Genomic DNA, 20,611 nt, shown 5'->3' on the forward strand with positions numbered 1-20,611 from the left:
GGTCCGCCAGGTGTTGCCGCGCAAACCCGGGAATCGGCCGACCGCTAAGGTGTGGCCAACCGCATCCGGAGGTCCCCATGGCAAAGGCATATCCCTGCGAGCGCGTCGAGGTCGGCTTCACCGAGACCGCGCCGTACCGGTTCCGCAACAGCGTGGAGTTGGCGATCACCCCCGAGCAGGTCTTCGAGGTGCTCGCCGACGCCGAGTCCTGGCCGCACTGGGCCACGGTGATCACCAAGGTGATCTGGACCAGTCCCGAGCCGCGCGGTGTCGGCACCACCCGCACCGTGCACATGCGCGGCGGGATCGTCGGCGACGAAGAATTCCTCATCTGGGAGCCATTTAGCCGCATGGCTTTTCGCTTCAACGAGTGTTCGTCGCGGGCGGTGGCCGCATTCGCCGAGGATTACTGGGTGCAGCCCACCCCGGCCGGTTGTCGGCTGACCTGGACGCTGGCACAGAAACCGGCCGGCCCGGCGCGGCTGGTGATGCCGATCGTTCGACCGTTGTTGAATCTGGCGTTCCGCCGGTTTCTGACCAACTTGCGTCACTACACCGACAAGCGGTTCGCGCCGGTGCGGCAGAGCTAGTCGCTCACCGAAACCTCATTGCGGCCCAAACCGTTTAACCATATCGGGGTCGTCGACGCGGCGCATTCGTCCGTACATCGCCGAAGTGGGTGCGTCGTACTCTAAGCTCTGGTGTTGTGAGCTACGACACCGACGATGACGACGATGACGACGACATCGACGAGCCGAAACCAAACAACAACCTGAAATGGGGTTTGGCGGCCGTCATCGTCTTGGCGGTCGTGGCGATCGTCTTGGTTGCCGTCGTGTTGTTCGGCGGTGATACCCCAAAGGATTCCACCGGGCTAGCACCGTCTACCCCCAGCTCCGGAGCCGACACCGCCGGGATCGCCAGCGCTCAGGACACCGGGCCAGTCCGGGTCATCACCGAAGACCCCAGCTGCACAGCGTGGACCGGAATCGACAGCAACCTGGTGGGCACCCTGGCGGCGATCGGCGGCGGCAAATGGAACGAGCGGGACCAGTCGATCCCGGCGTCGGCGTGGGACGATGAGCAGCGCAAGCTGAATATGGCTGCCGCACAAGTGTTGCGCACCACGGCCGCGCAAACCGTCGGATTAGTCAAGTTGACGCCGCACCGGGTGATGCGCGAACTCTACGAGCAGTTCATTGCCTACGCGCGCACCTACGGTCAGCGGGTCCAGAACTACACGCCGAAGGACAGTAACCTGGTGGCGACCGCGAACAGCGCCGCGGCGACGCTGGCCGAGATCTGCAACGCAATCACCGACGGCCCGGCGGCAGTGCGCGGACCGTTGGTGGAGCCTGCACCCGCACCGAACCCGACCGCCCCGGTGGGCAATCCCAACAATCCGATGCCCTACCTGCCGCAACCCAACGACGTGTGCGCAGAATGGAAGTCGGTGACCGACAAGTTCGCGGCGGACACCGCCGAATGGCAGCAGCTGGATCCCAACATCCCGGCCACCTTCTGGAACCCGCAACAAAAAGCCGTCAACTCAGCGGTCGGCATGGTGATGAACAGCTATTCCAAAAAGATGCAGCAGTTGGGCCTGCGCTCGGACAACCCCATCCTGCAGGATTTCGCCGACCTGGCCGCGCAGTACCGCAACGCCTTCGTGTTCGCGATACCGACCTATGAAGTGGTCGACCAACACTTAGCGAACGCCTCGACCTACGCCAGCATGACGGTGATGGGTGCGTGCGCGGCAGTGGCTCCCGCGCGCTGAGACGACGAACGCCGAGTGTGAATCTGGCGACGCGACACGCCGCTTTTTTGTCCCTCAGTTCCCACTCGGCGCGCGTAAGGCCGCGTACGACGGTGCGGTTAGGCCCAGCTGGCGCTGACGGCGCCGTCGGTGGAGGCCATGTTGCCGCCAGCGGTTTGCACCTTGTTACCGTGGGTGGCGGCCTGCTCGTAGATCACCTGGAAGTTACGACCCAACTGGGTGATGAACTCCTGGCAAGCCACCGAACCCGACCCACCCCAGAAGTCGCCGGCGGCCAGCACGTCGGCGATGATCGCCTGGTGCTCGGCCTCCAACGACGCGGCCTGAGCCTTGATCAGCGCACCGTGCGCATCCACGTCGCCGAACTGGTAATTGATGCTCATCTGTGGGCTCCTTAGCTGCTCAACGCCGTCTGCGACGCGGCTTCTTGCTGCTCGTAGTTATTGGCATCCCGAATCAGACCATCACGCACCCCGTGCAGCATGTTCACAATGTTGCGAAACGCCGTCTGCATCTGCCCCATGGTGTCGTAGGAGGTGTTGGCCGCGGTCCCACCCCAACCAGCACCCGTGATGTTCGTCGACGACGCCCACATCTTGCGGGCCTCATCCTCAACCGTCTGGGCGTGCACATCAAACCGGCCCGCCATCGCCCGCATCTGATGCGGATCCGTCATAAAACGCGTAGGCATCTCCGTGTCTCCTTAACTCGTTGCCCGTCAACAGTTCTCGATTACCCGCCGACCGGCGAGCGTGGGATTACCTTGGGTACCTTGGCCGCAACGCTGCTCAGCCCCTTGCCGCTCAGCGCCCCCATCAGCGCCTGACCGAGCGGGCCGCCCGGGAACGCCGACGACGACATGGCCGGCGCGCTGATGGCGGTGTTCGGCAGCACCGGCGCGGCCCGAACCATCGTGCCACCGGCCGCGGCGGACCACGCCTGCGGCACCTTCAGGGCCCCCATCGAGGCCGCCTGGCCCAGCTTGGCCGAAATCGCCTGGGTCGCCGAGGTGAAGTGGCCGGCCAGCGTCCCCACCGCGCCCTGCAGTTTCCCGTCGACGAATTGGCCGATCGCGGTCATCAACGATTCGGGAGCCCCCATCCCGGTCAGGCTGGTGGCGCCGCTCTGCCCCATCCGGGCCAACTGCATGAGCATGCTGATCGGGTACATGGCGAACCGGGCCGGGATGCTGCCGTAGTTCGCCAGCGACGCCGGGTTGGTGAGCTGTGTCCCCAGGAAGCTGCCAACAATGGGAATCTGGTTGAGCTCGGTATTTACCCAGTTGATCGCGGTCTCTAGGCTGCCCGGATCCAAGATCCCCGACAACGGGTCAGGCGTCACCTGCGCCGTGGCGTTCTGCGCGGTGTTCTCGACGACCGCCTTGGCGGCCGCGGCCTGATCCACACCCGTGGCCTTCGCGGCCGCCGGTGCGGGAGTGGGCTTCTCCAGCGTCGAGACATTGGACTGCGACGACGCCATGTAGGTGTCCATCACCGCCCCGTCCTGCGCCCAGAATTCGCCGTACATCGCCTCGGCGGCCATGATCGCCGGGGTGTTCTGCCCGAAGAAGTTGGTCGCGACCAGCGCGGCCAACAGCGCCCGGTTGGCTTCGATCACCGCCGGCGGGATCGTCCCGGCATGCGCGGTCTCATACAACCCGGCCTGCGCTTTGACCTGCGCACCGATCTGTGCGGCCTGATCGGAGGTGTTTTGCAGCCACGCCACGTACGGAGCGACCGCGCTCGTCATCGCCGTCGAGGAGGTACCGGTCCACGGACCGCCGGTCAGCCCGGACACCACCGAACCGTAGGAGACCGCTGAGGAACTCAGGTCGGCGGCCAACGCGTCCCAGGCCGCCGCGGCCGCCATCAACGACGCCGAGCCGGGACCGGCATACATCAACCCGGAGTTGATCTCCGGCGGAAAAGCCAAGAAGCTCATCGCCGCCCCGCTCAGCCCGTGGTCGCCGCGTTGGCGGCCTCGGCCGTGGCGTACGCGCTGGCGTTGGAGGTCAAGTTGGCCACCAGGTGTTCGTGCACCGCCGCGGCCTGCGCACTGATCGCCTGGAACAACTCCGCGTGCGTCGCGAACTGGGCGGTCGCGAACGCCGATACCAGGTCGGCGGCCGGTGCTACCACCCCCGTGGTCGGACCCGCGGCGGCCGACGCCCCGGCCGTCATCGAGTCACCTATGCTCGCGAGGTTTCCGGCCGCAGCCGACATGATCTCTGGTTCAGCGTTGACAAACGACACCTGTACTCCTCCTTAAACCTGAGCACTCGCCCACAGAAGTCTGTGAGCAGTCGTTGGCTCGTCGGCTTCTCGCCCTACCGGGCAACCCCACGCCGGGACACGACCGACGCGTCCCCACGACCCGTCATCGGGGTCGCTGGAAGTTGGACGCCCGACCAGAAAATTTCCGGTCGGGCGACGTCTCCGGAGCACCAAGTGGGCAACCTCTCCACGCAGTGCGGCTCAATTGACGCACATTCACAACAGGTTTTGTTAGCTACGTCCTGCAGAGCCGCGAACCGGTCCGCCGGGCGTGAGCAAATTAACATTGCATAAGCGAGCCGTCCAACAAAATGGACGAACTCTCAGGTTTGGGGTTGCGGCGACGCCGCGCCGAAGGTTCCCAACGTCGGGCACGCGCCGAGGCGGTGTGCAAAGCTGGAACAACCGCTAACCAGCCCCAACAGGACCCACGGAGCGTGCGATGACCTTCAACGAAGGTATGCAGATCGACACCAGCACCACGTCGAGCAGCGGCGGCGGCGGGGGCCGCCGGATCGCCCTCGGCGGCGGCCTCGGCGGGCTGGTGATCATGGTGGTGGCGCTGCTGCTGGGCGTCGACCCCGGCAATGTGCTCACCCAACAACCGGTCGACACCCACGACAACATCGCCCCCGGATTCGACCTGAACAAGTGCCGCACCGGCGCCGACGCCAACAAGTACGTGCAGTGCCGGGTGGTGGCCACCGGCAACTCCGTGGACGCGGTGTGGTCACAGCTGCTGCGCGGCTACACCCGGCCGAAGGTGCGGCTGTTCAGCGGGCAGGTCAACACCGGCTGCGGAGCGGCCACCAGCGACGTCGGGCCGTTCTACTGCCCGGTCGACAAAACCGCCTATTTCGACACCGACTTCTTCCAACTGCTGGTCGACCAGTTCGGCTCCAGCGGCGGGCCGTTGGCCCAGGAATACGTGGTCGCGCACGAGTTCGGCCACCACGTGCAGAACCTGGCCGGGGTGCTCGGCCGCGCCCAGCAGGGCGCCCAAGGTGCCGCCGGCAACGGGGTGCGCACCGAGTTGCAGGCCGACTGCTACGCCGGGGTGTGGGCGCACTATGCGTCGATCACCCGGCAGGAAAGCACCGGGGTGCCGTTCTTGGAGCCGCTGAGCGACGACGACATCCGCGACGCGTTGTCGGCGGCGGCCTCGGTCGGTGATGACCGCATCCAGCAGGCCGCCACCGGCCGCACCAACCCGGAGTCGTGGACGCACGGCTCCTCGGAGCAACGCCAACACTGGTTCACCGTCGGCTACCAGACCGGCGACCCCAACCGGTGCGACACGTTCGCGGCCCGCGACCTGGGCTAACGCGGTCACACCCCGGTGAGCAGCTCCTTGAGCTGGCCGCGGCCCGCCTCGTCCAACGGCAGCAGCGGCGGGCGGGGGTCGCCGGCCGGGACGCCGAGCAACTCGAGACCGGCCTTGACCGTGGTGGCCAAGCCACCGGCCACGATGAACTCCAGCAGCGGCTTGAGGTCGTCGTAGAGCGCCTGCGCCCGATCCCGTTCGCCGGCGCGCACCGCGTCGTAGAGGTCCAGGCAGGGCTGGGCGCGCAGGTTCGGTGCGGCCGTACACCATCCGGCCGCGCCGACCCGCAGTGCGTCGAGCACCAGCGGGTTGCTGCCGTTGTAGAACGGCAGTCGGCCGTCGCTGAGCTGGGCCAGGCTGCGCATCCGGGACAGGTCCCCGGTGGACTCCTTGACCATGGTGACGTTGTCGATGGTGTTGAACATCCGCACCAGCAGCTCCGGGCGCATGTCCAGCCCGCTGGTCGCCGGGTTGTTGTACGCCATGATCGGGATGTCGATCGCCGCCGACACGCTCGCGTAGTGCTGCTCGATCTCCCGCTCGGACAGCTTCCAGTACGACACCGGGATGATCATCACCGCGTCGGCGCCGGCCTGCTGGGCGTAACGGGCCCGCCGAATGGTGTTGGCGGTGGTCAGATCCGACGCGCCGACGATCACCGGCACCCGGCCGTTCACCGCGGCGATCGAGGTGTCGACGACGGTGTCGAACTCGGCCTCGTTGAGGTAGGCCAGCTCGCCGGTGCTGCCCAGCGGGGCGATCGCGTGCGCGCCGGCGTCGACCAGCCGGGTGACCAGCCGGGTCAGCCGCGCGGTGTCGATACCGTCGGGCGCGAACGGGGTGACCGGGTAGGCGATGATGCCGTGAAACTGCGGGGCGTCGGGCACGTGTCAGTCTCCTTGTTGAGTCAACGCATCGGGGTGGCGCCGCAGCGCGCGCCGGGCGTAGTAGGCGAAATTCGCCTGGCTGCGTTTCGGGGTCAGGGTCCAGTCGTGGGCCTCGCGGGCCAACTGCTCGGGCAGCGGCTGGATGGTCCCGGCGGCCATCGCCGCCAGCTGCAGTTTGGCGGCCCGCTCGATGAGCACCGCCAGCGAGCACGCCTCCTCCACGCTGGCACCGGCCACGATCTGGCCGTGGTGGGCCAGCAGGATGGCCTTCTTGTCGCCCAGGGCCGCCGAGATGATCTCGCTCTCCTCGTTGCCGACCGGCACACCGGGCCACTCGGACAAGAACGCGCAGTCGTCGTACAGCGGGGTGGTGTCCATGTGCGAAACAGTCAGCGGCACCTCCAGCATCGACAGCGCCGCCACGTGGAAGGGGTGGGTGTGCACGATGCACTGCACATCGGGCCGGGCCCGGTAGATCCAGCTGTGAAACCGGTTGGCGGGGTTGGCCATTCCGTCCCCGGCCAACACGTTGAGGTCCTCGTCGACAACCAGCAGGTTGTCCTCGGTGATCTCGTCGAATCCCAGGCCCAGCCGCTGGGTGTAGTAGCTGCCGGGCTGCTCGGCGCGGGCGGTGATCTGACCGGCCAAACCCGAGTCGTGTCCGGCGTCGAACAACGCCCGACAGGTCAGCGCCAGCTTCTGTCGGGTGGTCCAGCCGGGATCGGCGAAGGTGGCGGCGAAACGGTCCTGAGCGCTCTGCATCAGCTCGGACTTCGAGGCGGTAAAGGTGCTAGCCATCGGATTCCCTCGCTCTCGGCGATGCGACACTGACACCACTATAGGACACTTTGTGTCATGATGTCGCTGTGACTGCACTGGTGCGGACCATTCGCCGGCAGCGAGGCCTCACGTTGGAAACGCTGGCCGCCGAGACCGGGTTGACCAAAAGCTACTTGTCCAAGATCGAGCGTGGACAAAGCACGCCGTCGATCGCCGCGGCGATGAAGGTGGCCCGGGCGTTCGGCGTCGATGTCGCGCAGCTGTTCTCCGACCAGCCCGCCGAGGACACCCTGGCCATTGACCGGGCCGCCGACGCCGGACGCTACCGGGCGCTGGCCCCGGGGCTGCTCGGAAAGGCGATGTCGCCGTTTGTGGTTCACCCGACCGGCACCGTCACCGACGACCCCCATCCGACCCACACCGGCCAGGAGTTCGTGTTCGTGCACGCCGGGAGGATCGCGCTGGATTACGGGGACCGGACCGTCACCCTGGACACCGGGGATAGCGCCTACTTCGACGCATCGGTCGACCACAAGATCCGTGCGGTCGGCGACGTGCCGGCCGAGGTGGTCGTCGTCGCCTACAACGAACCCGGGAGCCCGCAGTGAGCGAGTTGTTGTTCTCCTACGGCACGTTGCGCCAACGCGAAGTGCAGTTGGCCACGTTCGGACGCGAACTCGACGGCCACGACGACGCGATCGTCGGCTACGAGCTGGACTACGTCACGATCACCGACCCGCACGTGGTGGCCACCAGCGGCAGCGACCGCCACCCGATCCTGAAACCCTCCGACCGACCCGACGCGCACGTCGACGGCACCGTCTTCAAGATCAGCGAAGCTGAGTTGGCCGCCGCCGACGACTACGAGGTCGACGACTACCGCCGGATTTCGGTGCCGCTGCGGTCCGGTCCGCACGCCTGGGTGTACGTCTTCGCCGAGTGAGCTACCACTGGCGGGTCGCGCAGGTCACCCCGCTGCCACCCTGCTGGGAGACCACCACTTGGCCGTCGACGGCCAACTCGCAGTGCAATTCGGGGTTGATCCGCAAGCCGCCGCTGGCGGTAACCAGCGCCCACTGGTTCGGGTTGGCCAGCGTGACCGTGTAGGTCAGCGGCTGACCGGCGCTGATCGGGGTGCGGATTTGCTTGAGGTACTGCGATGAGTTGGCGTCGTAAGCCGACTGGCTGGGCGGATCGGTCTCGATGTACTGGACGTTGACGGTCAGATCGCTGGTCGCCGTCACCGTGTAGGTGACCTGGTGGCCGTCGGCGTGTGATGTTCCCTGGCTGACCGCAACTCCGGCGGCCGCCAACGTCAGTGCCGCCCCGATCCTGGTTGTCGTTTTACGCACGCTCGTCATATCCGGGAACGCTACCGGAGCGTTACAACCCGGCGTGCGCGTGCCCGATGCGGTAAGAAGCAGGGGTGGATGCTGCGCAGTCGGGTCTTCGCCGCCGAACGCTGCTGGTGGGCGGCGGGTCGGCGATTCTCGGCGCGGGCTTCGGCGCCGCCGGGGCGACGCTGCTGGCCCCGCCCGGGCGCGGGCCGACGCTGTGGAGCCGGCCCCCGACCAACGGCGCGCCGCCGGTGGAGGGCCTGCACCTGCAGTTCGGCCAGGACGCCGCGCGCGAGGTGGTGGTGTCCTGGCACACCACCGATGCGGTGCGCAATCCCCGGGTCCTGCTCGGTACCCCGTCGGACGGTTTCGGGCGCAGCGTGTCGGCCGACACCCGCACCTACCGGGACGCCAAGTCGGGCACCGAGGTTCGGGTCAACCACGCGCGGCTGACCGGACTGGCCCCGGACACCGATTACGTGTACGCCGCCGTGCACGACGGCACCGACCCGGAGACCGGGACGGTGCGCACCGCCCCGTCGGGACGACATCCACTGTGTTTCACCAGCTTCGGCGATCAGGCCACCCCGACGCTGGGCAAGCTGGCGGGCTCCGCCTATGTCAGCGACAACCTCGGCTCGCCGGCGGCCGGCGACACCACCGCCGCGATCGAGCGGATCGGCCCGCTGTTCAACCTGATCAACGGCGACCTGTGCTACGCCAACCTGGCCACCGACCGGATCCGGACCTGGTCGGACTGGTTCGCCAACAACACCCGCTCGGCGCGGTACCGGCCGTGGATGCCGGCCGCCGGCAACCACGAGAACGAGCGCGGCAACGGGCCGATCGGCTATGCCGCTTACCAAACCTATTTCGCGCTGCCCGACTCCGGCGCCGACGCCGAGCTGCGCGGCCTGTGGTACTCGTTTACCGCCGGCTCGGTGCGGGTGATCAGCCTGGCCAACGACGACGTTTGCCTGCAAGACGGCGGTAATACCTATGTGCACGGATACTCCGGCGGTGCGCAGAAGCGTTGGCTGGAAACCGAGCTCGCCTCGGCGCGGCGCGACCCGGACGTCGACTGGGTGGTGGTCTGCATGCATCAGACCGCGATCTCGACCGCCGACCACACCAACGGCGCCGACCTGGGTATCCGCACCGACTGGCTGCCGCTGTTCGACCGGTACGGGGTGGATTTGGTGGTGTGCGGTCACGAGCACCACTACGAGCGGTCGCATCCGCTCCGTGGGGCCCTGGGTACCGACACCCGCACCCCGATCCCGGTGGCGACGCGGCCCGACGTGATCGATACCACCGCCGGCACGGTGCACGTCGTCATCGGCGGGGGTGGCACATCCAAGCCGTCCAATGCCATGTTCTTTGACACGCCCCGGTGCCGGGTGCTGACCGGGGTCGGCGGTTTCGATCCGGGGATCGGGCGCAAGGCGCCGATCTATGTGGTCGAGGAGGCGCCCTGGTCGGTGTTCCGGGACCGCGACAACCCGTACGGTTTCGCGGCCTTCGAGGTCGACCCCGGCCAGCCCGGCGGCACCACGTCGATCAAGGCGACGCACTACGCGGTGCACGGACCGTTCGGGGCGCTCAGCGTCATCGACCAGTTCACCTTGACCAAGCCGCGCGGCGGCTAGAACAGGGTCGGCTGCACCGGTGCCACCGCTGGCGGGGTTGCGGCGGTGAAGGGCCGGTGGTCGCCGGTCAACCGGTGCTTCGCGAGCAGCGGCGCGGCGGTGGCGTGCAGCCGCTCGCGGTAGCTCGCCGGCAGGTAGGCGCCGCGGCGGTACAGCTCGCGATAGCGGGCGACCAGCTCCGGATGGGAACGCGCCAGCCAGGACAGGAACCAACCGCGGGTACTGCCGCGCAGGTGCAGCCCGAACACCGTCGCGCTGGTGGCGCCGGCCGCCGCGATCTGTCCCAACAGCGCGTCGAGGTGCTCGGGCGCGTCGGTTAGGTACGGCAACACCGGCGCCACCATCACGTGGCAGTCCAGCCCGGCGTCGCGGATCGCGGCGATGAGCCCTAGGCGCGCCTGTGGTGTCGGGGTGCCCGGTTCGACGTCGTTGTGCAGCGCCGGGTCCGCGATCGCCAGCGACACCGCCACCGAGACCGAAACCCGTTGCGCCGCCGCGGTGATCAGCGGCAGATCCCGGCGCAGCAAGGTGCCCTTGGTGAGGATGGAAAACGGTGTGCCGGACTCGGCGAGCGCAGCGATGATGCCCGGCATCAGCGCGTAGCGCCCCTCGGCGCGCTGGTAGGGGTCGGTGTTGGTGCCCAACGCGACGGTCTCGCGGTGCCATGACCGACGGTGCAGCTCGGTGCGCAACACGTCGGCGACATTGGTCTTGACCACGACCTGGCTGTCGAAGTCGGTGCCGCAGTCGAAGTCTAGGTACTCGTGGGTGGGCCGGGCGAAGCAGTACCGGCAGGCGTGCGAGCAACCGCGGTAGCCGTTGACGGTGTAGCGAAACGGGAGCTGGGCCGCGTCGGGCACCTTGTTCAGCGCGGATTTGCACAGCACCTCGTGAAAGGTGATGCCGTCGAACTGCGGGGTGCGCACGCTGCGGACGAAGCCGATGCGCTGCAGTCCCGGCAGCGCCCCGTCGTCGACGTCGATGCCCTGTTTCGCCCAGCGCATGCTTCAATTCGAATCTTTGTTCGAGCAATTGTCAAGTGCAGACGCCTCGCCGACCTCAGGAGTCCCAGGGGTCCCGGAATTGGTCGGATGCGCGTTCACTCATCAAAAACGCCCGCGTGCGGCGTCTCGCTCCCGGACGGAAGAGGGCCGGTAAGGCGCCAGCGTCACCAGTGCCCGCAAGCGCGGTCCGTTGGGCGCTATTCCACCGGATCGGTGATCCGGAAACCAAGCGTCACAGCCACTGATTTCATCGTCACGTCGTGCGTGGTGATAACAAGGTCATCGAGTCCGGAACGTAACGCCGACGCGAGGTGAATGGCGTCGAGCGTGCGAATGTGAGGGACGATTGCTTCCGCTTCCTGCAAAACGGCGTGGTCGAGCGGGATCGTGTCGATGTAGTCCAGAATCTGGTCGCGGTCGGCGACCGGCAAACTCTCCCGCCGCAATACGCGAGTGATCTCTGTGCGCAGGATGCGTGAGGAAACGACGCGATCGTCGTCGTTGCCGGTCGTGCTGTCGAACCATTGAGCCGCTGACGCCGAATGGCCGAGCATGATGCGTACCGCGACGGAGCTGTCGAGGTAGTGGTAGGTCACCACAGACCTTTTTCTTCGTTGAGAAGCTCATCGATTGTCGACGCCGTGGTGAGGTCATGCCGGGCGATTGTGCAGGTACGGGCGGGTCCGCTTGCTTTCCGGGGGATAAGGCTTGCCGACGAGGCGGCGGGAACGATTGTGCCGATCCGGCGGTTGTGGCGGGTCAGCGCGTATGGCTCGCCCCCTTCGAGGTCGGCGATCATTGCAGCGGGATTCTGGCGCAGTTCACCGACGGAGATCGACTTCATGAAGCGAGGTTACCGGAAAATTGTCTACTTTTGTCTACGATGTTGAGCCCCGAGCTGGGGTTCCACAACAGTCACTACGGCCACATGCAAACGTCGAGACCGCCGACAATTACCAACGCTAACCCATGGCCTGGCGACGGGAGCTCAGGCAATCCTCCACTGCCGAGCATTGGCTTGTATCACAAGCTGGGCGCTCAGGCGTATATCAACCCGACACCCGGCCCAGCACCTCGGCGACCACCTCGTCGACCGCGACGTCGACCTGCTCGCCGGTACCCAGATCCTTGACCCCGACGGTGCCGGCCTCGATGTCCCGCTCCCCGGCCACCAACGCCACCGACGCCCCGGAGCGGTCGGCGGCGCGCATCGCGCCCTTGAGCCCGCGATCGCCGTAGGCCACATCGACGCGCACCCCGGCGGCCCGCAACTGCCCGGCCAGCACCGCCAGCTGAAGTTTGGCCCGCTCCCCCAACGGAACCCCGAACACGTCGCACCGGGCCGAAACACCGACGCTGCGCCCCTCGGCCGCCAACGCCAACAGGGTGCGGTCCACCCCAAGCCCGAACCCGATACCGGACAAATCCTGCCCGCCCAGCTCGCGCATCAACCCGTCGTAGCGGCCGCCGCCGCCGATGCCGGACTGCGCGCCCAGCCCGTCGTGCACAAACTCGAAGGTGGTCTTGGTGTAGTAGTCCAGCCCGCGCACCATCCGCGGGTTGATCACATACGGCACGCCGAGCGCGTCCAGGTGGGCCAGCACCGTCTCGAAGTGCTGCTTGGCCACATCGGAGAGATGGTCGAGCATCACCGGAGCGTCGGCGGTCATCGCGCGGACGTCGGGGCGTTTGTCGTCGAGCACCCGCAGCGGGTTGATCTCGGCGCGGCGCCGGGTCTCGTCGTCCAGGTCGAGCCCGAACAGGAACTCCTGCAACAGTTCCCGATAGGCGGGTCGGCAGGTGTCGTCGCCCAGTGAGGTGATCTCGAGCCGGAAGCCGTCCAGGCCCAGCGACCGGAACCCGGCATCGGCGACCGCGATCACCTCGGCGTCCAGCGCCGGGTCGTCGACGCCGATGGCCTCCACCCCGACCTGCTGCAGCTGGCGGTAGCGGCCGGCCTGCGGGCGTTCGTAGCGGAAGAACGGCCCGGCGTAGCACAGTTTGACCGGCAGCTGGCCGCGGTCCAGCCCGTGCTCGATCACCGCGCGCACCACCCCGGCGGTGCCTTCCGGGCGCAGTGTCACCGAGCGGTCACCCCGGTCGGCGAAGGTGTACATCTCCTTGGAGACCACGTCGGTGGACTCCCCCACCCCGCGGGCGAATAAGGCGGTGTCTTCGAAGATGGGCAACTCGATGTCGCCGTAGCCGGCGCGGCGGGCGACGTCGAGCAGCCCGGCGCGCACCGCGACGAAGGCCGCCGAGGCCGGCGGAACATAGTCGGGCACCCCCTTGGGGGCCTTGAAGCCGCTCACGCGCTCAAGCCTTGCAGAAACGGGTTGCTGCGACGTTCGGCGCCGATGGTGGTTTGCGGGCCGTGTCCGGGCAGCACCACGGTGGCGTCGTCGAGCACCAACAGTTTGTCGACGATGGAGCCCAGCAGGTCGCGCCCGCTGCCACCGGGCAGGTCGGTGCGCCCCACCGACCCGGCGAACAGGGTGTCCCCGCTGAACACCACCTCGGTGGCGTCCCCGGCGACCCGGAACACCACCGAACCGCGGGTGTGTCCGGGCGTGTGATCGACGGTGATGGTGGTGCCGCCGATACCAATCTTGTCGCCGTCCCGATCCAGCTCGACCACCTGTTTGGGCTCGCGGAACAGCGCACCGAACAGCATCTGCCCCAGTCGCGGCCCGAAACCCTTGATCGGATCGGACAGCATGAACCGGTCCTCGCCGTGGATGTAGGCCGGGCAGCCGTAGGTGTCGGACACCTTCTGCGCCGACCAGATGTGGTCGATATGCCCGTGGGTGAGCAGCACCGCGGCCGGCGTCAGCCGGTTTTCGTCCAGGATCTTGCGCAGCGGGCCCATCGCGCGCTGGCCGGGGTCGACGATGACGGCGTCCGTCCCGGCCCGCGGGGCCAGCACGTAGCAGTTGCACGCCAGCATCCCTGCCGGAAATCCGGTGATCAACACGGTTCCCAGTTTCCCATCCCGAACCACCCGGGTTCAGCGAGGGCTGGCACACTCAACTCCCGAGTGAGCACGTCGCCCGGCGACGATGCGGGCCATCAAGCTAGCCACGGAGGTTACCGGCGGTGCCGACCAACGAACAACGACGCGCAGCAGCCAAGCGCAAGCTGGAACGACAGCTGGAGCGCCGCGCCCAGCAAGCCCGGCGCAACCGGATCCTGGCCATCGTCGGGGCGGTGGTCGCGGTGTTGGTGGTGGCCGGTGCGGCCGGGACGGCCATCGTGCTGAAGACCAAAGACAAATCCGAGAACAGCACCGCATCGGCGACGACCAGCAGCGAGGCGTCGGAGGCACCGGGTGCGCCGGGTCAGCTGCCGGCGTTCAAGCCGCCGGCCGACCTGGGCGCCAACTGCGAGTACCCGCCGTCGGTGGAACCGGCCAGCAAACCGGTGGAGCCGCCGCGGTCGGGTAAGGTCCCCACCGACCCGGCCCAGATCAGCGTCAGCATGGTGACCGATCAGGGCCCGATCGGGCTGATGCTGAACAACGCCCAAGCACCGTGCACGGTCAACAGCTTCGCCAGCCTGGCCAGCAAGCACTTCTTCGACAACACCCCGTGCCACCGGCTCACCACCGCTCCCGTCCTGCACGTCCTGCAGTGCGGCGACCCGACCGGTAGCGGCACCGGCGGCCCCGGTTACCAGTTCGCCAACGAGTACCCCACCAACCAGTACCCACCCGGCGACCCGGCACTGCAAGAACCCGTCACCTACCCGCGCGGCACGCTGGCCATGGCCCATTCCGCGCAGCCGAATTCCAACGGCAGCCAGTTCTTCCTGGTGTATCAGGATTCGAAGCTGCCCCCGGACTACACGGTGTTCGGCAAGATCCAAGACGACGGGCTGGCCACCCTGGACAAGATCGCCAAGGGCGGTGTCGCCCCCGGCGGCACGGGCCCCGACGACGGTCCGCCGAACATCAAGGTCACCATCACCTCGGCGCTGCTGGACTGAGCCGATGACCGCCTCGTCAGGACCACACCGCCCGAAAAACCCGATCCCCAGCTCAGTCCTCATCGGTGCGGGCATCATCGGCGCGGTGGTGATCGTCGTCGCCGTGGTCTTCGTCCTGGTCACCCACGACGGCGGCGCCGACCAACACCCGGCAGCCAGCAGCCAGGCCCCGGCGTCGGACATCTACACCCCGCCGAGCCGCAAGCCGGCGCCGCCGGCCAACGGGCAGCTGCCGCCGTTCACCGCACCGGCCGACCTGGGCGCTAACTGCCAATACCCGCGGACACCCCAGCCGGCGGCCAAGGACGTCGATCCGCCGCGGTCCGGCCGGGTGTCCACCGACCCCGCGGAGATCAGCGCCACCATCGATACCGATCAGGGCCCGATCGGGCTGACGCTGAACAACGCCCAAGCGCCGTGCACGGTCAACAGCTTCGTCAGCCTGGCCCACCAGGGCTACTTCGACGACACCGGATGCCACCGGCTGACCACCGCGGCGTCGTTGGGTGTGCTGCAATGCGGCGACCCCTCCGGCGACGGCACCGGCGGGCCCGGCTACGACTTCGCCAACGAATACCCCACCACCGAGTACCCGCCCGGTGATCTCGGGCTGAAACGCCCCGTGCTGTATCCACGCGGCACCCTGGCGATGGCCAACGCCGGACCCAACACCAACGGCAGCCAATTCTTCCTGGTGTACCAAGATTCCCAATTGCCGCCGCAATACACGGTTTTCGGCACCATCGGCGACGACGGGCTGGCCACCTTGGACACCATCGCCGCGGGCGGCGTCGAAGCCGGCGGCCGGTCACCGGAGGACGGTGCGCCGAACACCAAGGTCACCATCACCGCGGTGCACGTGGACTAACGCAGGCAATGGAGTCATTCGGGCGCTACCAACTGCTGGACGTGGTGAGCCGCAGCGACACCGGCGAGGTGTTTCGCGCCCACGACACCGACACCGACCGCGTCGTCGCCGTCCAGGTGCTGTCCGCGCAGCTCTCCGAGGACCCGGAGTTTGCGCAACGCTTCCGCGACGACACCCGTCGCACCGCGGACCTCAACGACCCGCACATCGTGCCGATCCACAATTACGGCGACATCGACGGCCGCCTCTACGTCGACATGCGGCTCATCGAGGGCCGCGACCTGGCCACCGTCCTTGCCCACGACGGCCGCCTGCACCCCGCCCGCGCCGTGGCGATCATCGAACAGCTCGCGGCCACCCTCGACGCCGCCCACCACGCCGGGCTCACGCCCCGTGACCTCAGGCCGTCCACCGTTCTGATCGACGCCGGCGACTTCGTCTACCTCAACGATTTCGGTACCACCGCCCACCCGCGCGCCGACATCCCCGCGCTGGCCGGCGTGCTGTCCGAATGCCTCACCGGCCAACACCCCGGTTCCGGTCTGGCACCGGACATCCCGCCCGGGCTGGGCGCCGTCATCGCCCGGGGTATGGCCGACAATCCGACCGAGCGCTACCACACCGCAACCGAACTCGCGTACGCAGCCCGCACGGCGCTGAACCCGGTGCCGATCTACGCCAGCACGATGCCCCCGCCGCCGGGCGGGCAGTCCGCACTGGCGCGCGCCGCGGTGTGTGTGGCGGTGTTCGCGGTGTTGCTGGTCGCCGGCTACCTGACCGTGTTGGTGTCCGGCGGCCGCGCCGCGCCCAAACTGGGCATCGACCTGGCCGGTGGTACCCGAGTCACCTTGACGCCCAGGACCGCCGACGGATCGCCCCCGCCCCGGGATGCCCTGGCGCAGGCGCAAAAGGTGCTCAGCGCGCGGGAGCCCGGCACGATGGTCGCCGTCGACGGCGACACGCTGGTGGTCACCGTGCCCGGCGACGATGCCGGCCAGCTGCGCACGCTGGCTCAGACCGGGCAGCTGTACATCCGTCCGGTGATCAACGCTGTTCCGGCGCAAAGTGATCCCAACCAGTCGACGTCCCCACCGGATCGCGACCGAGACCTCGCCGCAAGTATTGCCATGGCGAAGAGGTTGCGGCAAAGCGACAGCCAGCTGATTCAGTTGTTGACGCTGCGCATGCAAGCCGCCCGCTGCGAGGGCGACGACGTGCTCGCTGGCCGCGACGACCCCAAGCTGCCGCTGGTGACCTGCTCGAAGGACCACAAGGTGGCCTATCTGCTGGGCCCGTCGATCATCAGCGGTGACCAAATCCAGGACGCCACGTCGGGGATGGACCAGCAAAGCGGCGGTTACGCCGTCGAACTGCGGTTCAAGAAGGACGCGGCCAACACCTGGGCGGACTACACCGCGGCCCACGTCGGCACCCAGACCGCGTTCACGCTGGACACGCAGGTGGTCAGCGCGCCGCAGATCCAGGAGGCCATCCCCGGCGGCCGGACCCGCATCACCGGGGACTTCACGCGGGCGCAGGCCAAGGTGCTGGCCGGCGTCCTGAAATACGGTTCGCTGCCGCTGTCGTTCGACTCCTCGAACGCCCAAACCGTGCCCGCCGCAGTCAGTCCGGGTGCCGCACGGGCCGGGCTGGTCGCAGCCGCGGTGATCCTGGTGGCGCTGCTGATCGCCGCACTGATGTACCACCGGGTGTTGGGGCTCATCGCCGCGGTATCCGTGGCCGCCTCGGGGGCACTAGTTTTCGCGATCCTGGTGCTCGTAGGCCGTTACCTGGACTACCTACTGGAGCTGCCCGGCCTGGCCGGTCTGGGTGTCGGTCTCGTAGGCATCGGGGCGTCGTTGGCGTTGCTGGTGGCCCGTGCCAGAGCCGACATCAGGGCTGGTGCAGCGCCGCCGACGTGGCGACGCGCACGCAACGTCGTCTTGGTCGGTAACGCCGGTGCGGCACTGGTGGCCGCGGTGCTGGCCGTGCTGCCGGTGCACGCGGTGAAAAACTTCGCGGTCTCCTTGGGTGTCACCGCGGTCGTCAACGTGCTGGTGCTGGCGCTGGTGACCTGGCCGCTGCTGTCCGTGGTCACCCGGCCGCCGAAACCGGTTGCGCCCGCCCCGGTCCCGGGCTACCCGCCGGGGCCCATCATGCCCGTGTCCGCGCCGCCCGTGCTGTTCCAGCAGTCACCCAGCGACACCCGCCGCACGCTGGCCATTATCGCGGCGGTAATCGCGGCGGCGGTGGTGGTGGCCGCGGCGGCGGTGGCGGTCGTGGCCCGCGACGCCAGAAGCCGGACAGCGGCGTCGACCAACGACACCCGGGCAACAACGAGCGCGGCGGCCTCCAGCACGGCTCCGCCGGGTAACGGGCAGTTGCCGCCGTTCACCGCGCCGGCCGACCTGGGCGCCAATTGCCAATACCCGCCGGCTGTGCAGCCGGCCAGCAAACCGGTGGAGCTGCCGCGGTCGGGCCGGGTACCCACCGACCCCGCGCAAGTCAGCGTCAGCATGGACACCGATCAGGGGCCGATCGGGTTGACGCTGGACAACGGCAAAGCGCCGTGCACGGTCAACAGCTTTATCAGCCTGGCCCAGCAGGGCTACTTCGATAACACCGGATGCCACCGGCTGACCACCGCGGTGTCGTTGAGCGTGTTGCAGTGCGGCGATCCGGACGCGAACGGCACCGGCGGGCCGGGCTATCAGTTCGGCAACGAGTACCCCACCGACCAGTACCCGCCCGGTGATCCCGCGCTGCAGGACCCGGTGGTGTATCCGCGCGGCACCCTGGCGATGGCCAACGCCGGACCCAACACCAACGGCAGCCAGTTCTTCCTGGTGTACCGGGATTCCCAATTGCCGCCGCAATACACGATTTTCGGGTCCGTCGATCAGGCCGGATTGGGAACGCTGGACAAGATTGCGGCGGGCGGCGTCGCGTCCGGCGGCCAAGCTCCCGACGACGGTCCGCCGAACATCAAGGTCACGATCACCTCGATCCGGCTGGTGTGAGTCCCCCGCCGAGCGTGCGTGCGGTCCGTTCCCCGCCGAGCGCGCGTGTTCCCGGTCGACACGCCGGGCGGAGCCCCGGATCTGCGCACGCTCGGCATACGCTCGGCACCAAGGGAGGAAGTGGGCAATGGAGTCATTCGGTCGCTATCAACTGTTAGATGTGGTGGGCCGCGGCGATACCGGTGAGGTGTTTCGCGCGCAGGACACTGCGACGGGCCGTGCGGTCGCCGTCAAGGTGCTGTCTGCGCAGCTCTCCGAGGATCCGGAGTTCGCGCAGCGCTTCCGCGACGCCATCCGGCTGGCGGCGAGCGTGAACGATCCGCACATCGTGCCGATCCACAATTACGGCGACATCGACGGCCGCCTCTACGTCGACATGCGGCTCATCGAGGGGCGCGACCTGGCTACCGTCGTTGCCCACGACGGCCGGTTACACCCTGCGCGCGCCGTGGCGATCATCGAGCAAGTCGGGTCAGCACTCGACACCGCCCACCAGGCCGGGCTCACCCACCGCGACCTCAAAGCGTCCCACGTGTTGGTCGACGCCCGCGACTTCGCCTACCTGACCTTCGGCACCGCCGACAACGCCGCCGTCGGCCCGCGGGCAGACGTCCCGGCGATGGCCCGTCTGCTCTACCAATGCCTCACCGGTCACCGCCTCGACCCCGCCGCGCCGACGCCGCAACTATCCCTGACCGCACCCGACATCCCCCCGACGCTGGACGCCGTCATCGCCCGCGGCGTGGCCGAAAACCCCAGCGAGCGTTACCAAACCGCAACCGAACTCGCCCAGGCCGCGCAAGCCGCGTTACAGCTGCCGCCCATGCCGGCGCCCGCCCAGCCCGCGCCCTGGCAGCCGGCCCCCATGCCGACGCCGGCCGCCCGGCCGCGGCGCACCGGTCTGGTGGTGGGCATCACCGCGGCCGTCGCGGTCGTCGTGGCGATCGTCGCCGTCGCGGGATACCTGGTGCTGCGGAATGTCGGACACTCCGGTGCTCAGCGCGCCGAATCCGGCAGCCAGGCGGTGCGGGTCGCGTCGAGCAGGCTGATCACCGAGTCTGGCAGCGACGAGCCCAAGGCCGTCGTGTCGCTCTACGAGGACTTCCTGTGCCCGGCCTGCGGCAATTTCGAGCGGGTCTTCGGCCCGACGATGTCTCGGCTCATCGACACCGGTGCCGTCGCCGTCGACTACTACCCGGTCGCGATCTTGGACGGGCCGGCAACCGACCACTATTCGTCGCGCGCCGGGGCGGCGGCCTACTGCGTCGCCGACGAATCCATCGGCGCGTTCCGACGTTTCCACGACACACTGTTCAGCCCGCAGGGGCAGCCGCAGGAGATCGGCGGGGTCTACCCGGACAACGCACGGTTGATCGAACTCGCGCACCAGGCCGGCGCCGGGGGCGGTGTCGCGGACTGCATCAACGGCGAGAAACACCTCGCCATGGTCAAGGGCATGGCGAAATCCAGTGGCATTCGCGGCACTCCGACCGTCCGGATCAACGGCGAGGAGTACAGCTTCTCAACACCAGACGAGATGGTCGGCAAGATCAAGGAAATCGTCGGCAACGTGCCGGGGCTGTAATCGCTGGCGACGTCGAGATTGCGCCCAGGGTCGCGGTTTTGGGCCTTGGGCTCAAGCGGTCGCTGCAACACCTGATTGGTTTAGGGGTGTTGTTCGATGGCGTTTCGGAAGCAGGGCAGC

Annotated in this window: 21 protein-coding genes and 2 pseudogenes; 11 read left to right on the forward strand and 12 right to left on the reverse strand. The window is 68.0% G+C overall.

What is annotated here, in order from left to right; all coding sequences use genetic code 11:
* The first annotated feature begins 77 nt into the window (after positions 1–77).
* Both ACAG26_RS18920 and ACAG26_RS18925 read left to right on the forward strand, forming a co-directional pair.
* Positions 78–590, forward strand: a complete 513-nt coding sequence (locus ACAG26_RS18920; protein ID WP_370484599.1) for an SRPBCC family protein — start codon at positions 78–80, stop codon at positions 588–590.
* A gap of 116 nt (positions 591–706) precedes the next feature.
* A complete protein-coding gene (locus tag ACAG26_RS18925) occupies positions 707–1,780 on the forward strand; it encodes a hypothetical protein (protein WP_370484600.1) in 1,074 nt (357 codons plus the stop codon).
* A gap of 98 nt (positions 1,781–1,878) precedes the next feature.
* Here ACAG26_RS18925 and ACAG26_RS18930 read toward each other — a convergent pair whose 3' ends face one another.
* From ACAG26_RS18930 to ACAG26_RS18945, 4 genes are read right to left on the reverse strand one after another with little or no spacing between them, the layout of a single operon-like run.
* Positions 1,879–2,163 (reverse strand): WXG100 family type VII secretion target, encoded by a 285-nt coding sequence (locus tag ACAG26_RS18930; RefSeq protein WP_071025891.1) that lies wholly within the window; start codon positions 2,161–2,163, stop codon positions 1,879–1,881.
* A gap of 11 nt (positions 2,164–2,174) precedes the next feature.
* Entirely contained in the window at positions 2,175–2,471 is a 297-nt protein-coding gene (locus ACAG26_RS18935) for a WXG100 family type VII secretion target (RefSeq protein ID WP_071023654.1), read from the reverse strand.
* Positions 2,472–2,512: 41 nt separating this feature from the next.
* Entirely contained in the window at positions 2,513–3,721 is a 1,209-nt protein-coding gene (locus tag ACAG26_RS18940; RefSeq protein ID WP_370484601.1) for a PPE family protein, read from the reverse strand.
* 11 nt (positions 3,722–3,732) lie between these two features.
* On the reverse strand, positions 3,733–4,032 hold the full coding sequence (locus ACAG26_RS18945; protein WP_370484602.1) for a PE family protein: 300 nt from the start codon (positions 4,030–4,032) through the stop codon (positions 3,733–3,735).
* Between the two features lie 463 nt (positions 4,033–4,495).
* Between ACAG26_RS18945 and ACAG26_RS18950 the strand changes: the two genes are divergently transcribed.
* Positions 4,496–5,377 carry a neutral zinc metallopeptidase gene (locus ACAG26_RS18950; RefSeq protein WP_370484603.1) on the forward strand — a complete coding sequence of 294 codons (882 nt, stop codon included), beginning with the start codon at positions 4,496–4,498 and terminating at the stop codon, positions 5,375–5,377.
* A gap of 5 nt (positions 5,378–5,382) precedes the next feature.
* Here the strand turns inward: ACAG26_RS18950 and ACAG26_RS18955 are convergent, their stop codons facing one another.
* On the reverse strand, positions 5,383–6,264 hold the full coding sequence (locus tag ACAG26_RS18955) for a dihydrodipicolinate synthase family protein (RefSeq protein ID WP_370484604.1): 882 nt from the start codon (positions 6,262–6,264) through the stop codon (positions 5,383–5,385).
* Between the two features lie 3 nt (positions 6,265–6,267).
* Positions 6,268–7,062: an aldolase gene (locus ACAG26_RS18960; protein WP_370484605.1), complete on the reverse strand. Its 795-nt coding sequence runs from the start codon at positions 7,060–7,062 to the stop codon at positions 6,268–6,270.
* Positions 7,063–7,130: 68 nt separating this feature from the next.
* Between ACAG26_RS18960 and ACAG26_RS18965 the strand changes: the two genes are divergently transcribed.
* Together ACAG26_RS18965 and ACAG26_RS18970 are read left to right on the forward strand one after the other, a co-directional pair.
* Positions 7,131–7,652 carry a helix-turn-helix domain-containing protein gene (locus ACAG26_RS18965; RefSeq protein WP_370484606.1) on the forward strand — a complete coding sequence of 174 codons (522 nt, stop codon included), beginning with the start codon at positions 7,131–7,133 and terminating at the stop codon, positions 7,650–7,652.
* The gene (locus ACAG26_RS18970) at positions 7,649–7,987 is read left to right on the forward strand and encodes a gamma-glutamylcyclotransferase family protein (RefSeq protein WP_370484607.1); all 339 of its coding nucleotides are present in this window, start codon (positions 7,649–7,651) and stop codon (positions 7,985–7,987) included. Before ACAG26_RS18965 ends, ACAG26_RS18970 begins: the two co-directional genes overlap by 4 nt.
* Position 7,988: 1 nt before the next feature.
* Here the strand turns inward: ACAG26_RS18970 and ACAG26_RS18975 are convergent, their stop codons facing one another.
* On the reverse strand, positions 7,989–8,405 hold the full coding sequence (locus ACAG26_RS18975) for a hypothetical protein (RefSeq protein WP_370484608.1): 417 nt from the start codon (positions 8,403–8,405) through the stop codon (positions 7,989–7,991).
* 65 nt (positions 8,406–8,470) lie between these two features.
* Between ACAG26_RS18975 and ACAG26_RS18980 the strand changes: the two genes are divergently transcribed.
* Positions 8,471–10,030, forward strand: coding sequence for a purple acid phosphatase family protein (locus ACAG26_RS18980; protein ID WP_370484609.1), 1,560 nt, complete (start codon positions 8,471–8,473; stop codon positions 10,028–10,030).
* Here the strand turns inward: ACAG26_RS18980 and ACAG26_RS18985 are convergent.
* The 5 genes and pseudogenes from ACAG26_RS18985 to ACAG26_RS19005 form a co-directional block, all read right to left on the reverse strand.
* The gene (locus ACAG26_RS18985; protein ID WP_370484610.1) at positions 10,027–11,034 is read right to left on the reverse strand and encodes an Rv2578c family radical SAM protein; all 1,008 of its coding nucleotides are present in this window, start codon (positions 11,032–11,034) and stop codon (positions 10,027–10,029) included. The genes ACAG26_RS18980 and ACAG26_RS18985 overlap by 4 nt on opposite strands.
* Before the next feature lie 197 nt (positions 11,035–11,231).
* Complete coding sequence (locus ACAG26_RS18990; protein WP_370484611.1) at positions 11,232–11,630, reverse strand: type II toxin-antitoxin system VapC family toxin; 399 nt, start codon at positions 11,628–11,630, stop codon at positions 11,232–11,234.
* Between the two features lie 92 nt (positions 11,631–11,722).
* A pseudogene (locus tag ACAG26_RS18995) lies at positions 11,723–11,878 on the reverse strand (type II toxin-antitoxin system Phd/YefM family antitoxin); the annotation flags it as partial.
* Positions 11,879–12,083: 205 nt separating this feature from the next.
* On the reverse strand, positions 12,084–13,346 hold the full coding sequence (hisS, locus tag ACAG26_RS19000; protein ID WP_370484612.1) for a histidine--tRNA ligase: 1,263 nt from the start codon (positions 13,344–13,346) through the stop codon (positions 12,084–12,086).
* Positions 13,343–14,008 (reverse strand): MBL fold metallo-hydrolase, encoded by a 666-nt coding sequence (locus ACAG26_RS19005; protein ID WP_370484613.1) that lies wholly within the window; start codon positions 14,006–14,008, stop codon positions 13,343–13,345. The genes hisS and ACAG26_RS19005 overlap by 4 nt, the downstream gene beginning before the upstream one ends.
* 122 nt (positions 14,009–14,130) lie before the next feature.
* On the opposite strand from ACAG26_RS19005, the gene ACAG26_RS19010 reads away from it, so the two are divergent.
* The 5 genes and pseudogenes from ACAG26_RS19010 to ACAG26_RS19030 all read left to right on the forward strand — a co-directional run bounded on the left by ACAG26_RS19010 (position 14,131) and on the right by ACAG26_RS19030 (position 20,491).
* Positions 14,131–15,018: a peptidylprolyl isomerase gene (locus tag ACAG26_RS19010; protein WP_370484614.1), complete on the forward strand. Its 888-nt coding sequence runs from the start codon at positions 14,131–14,133 to the stop codon at positions 15,016–15,018.
* 4 nt (positions 15,019–15,022) lie between these two features.
* On the forward strand, positions 15,023–15,886 hold the full coding sequence (locus tag ACAG26_RS19015) for a peptidylprolyl isomerase (RefSeq protein ID WP_370484615.1): 864 nt from the start codon (positions 15,023–15,025) through the stop codon (positions 15,884–15,886).
* An 8-nt stretch (positions 15,887–15,894) separates the two neighbouring features.
* On the forward strand, positions 15,895–18,906 hold the full coding sequence (secD, locus tag ACAG26_RS19020; protein WP_370484616.1) for a protein translocase subunit SecD: 3,012 nt from the start codon (positions 15,895–15,897) through the stop codon (positions 18,904–18,906).
* A gap of 127 nt (positions 18,907–19,033) precedes the next feature.
* Positions 19,034–19,483: pseudogene (locus ACAG26_RS19025) on the forward strand (serine/threonine-protein kinase); the annotation flags it as partial.
* Between the two features lie 246 nt (positions 19,484–19,729).
* The gene (locus ACAG26_RS19030) at positions 19,730–20,491 is read left to right on the forward strand and encodes a DsbA family protein (RefSeq protein WP_370484630.1); all 762 of its coding nucleotides are present in this window, start codon (positions 19,730–19,732) and stop codon (positions 20,489–20,491) included.
* Positions 20,492–20,611 lie beyond the last annotated feature (120 nt).

Source organism: Mycobacterium sp. pUA109 (assembly GCF_041287095.1).
In the GTDB taxonomy this organism is placed as follows: Bacteria; Actinomycetota; Actinomycetes; order Mycobacteriales; family Mycobacteriaceae; genus Mycobacterium.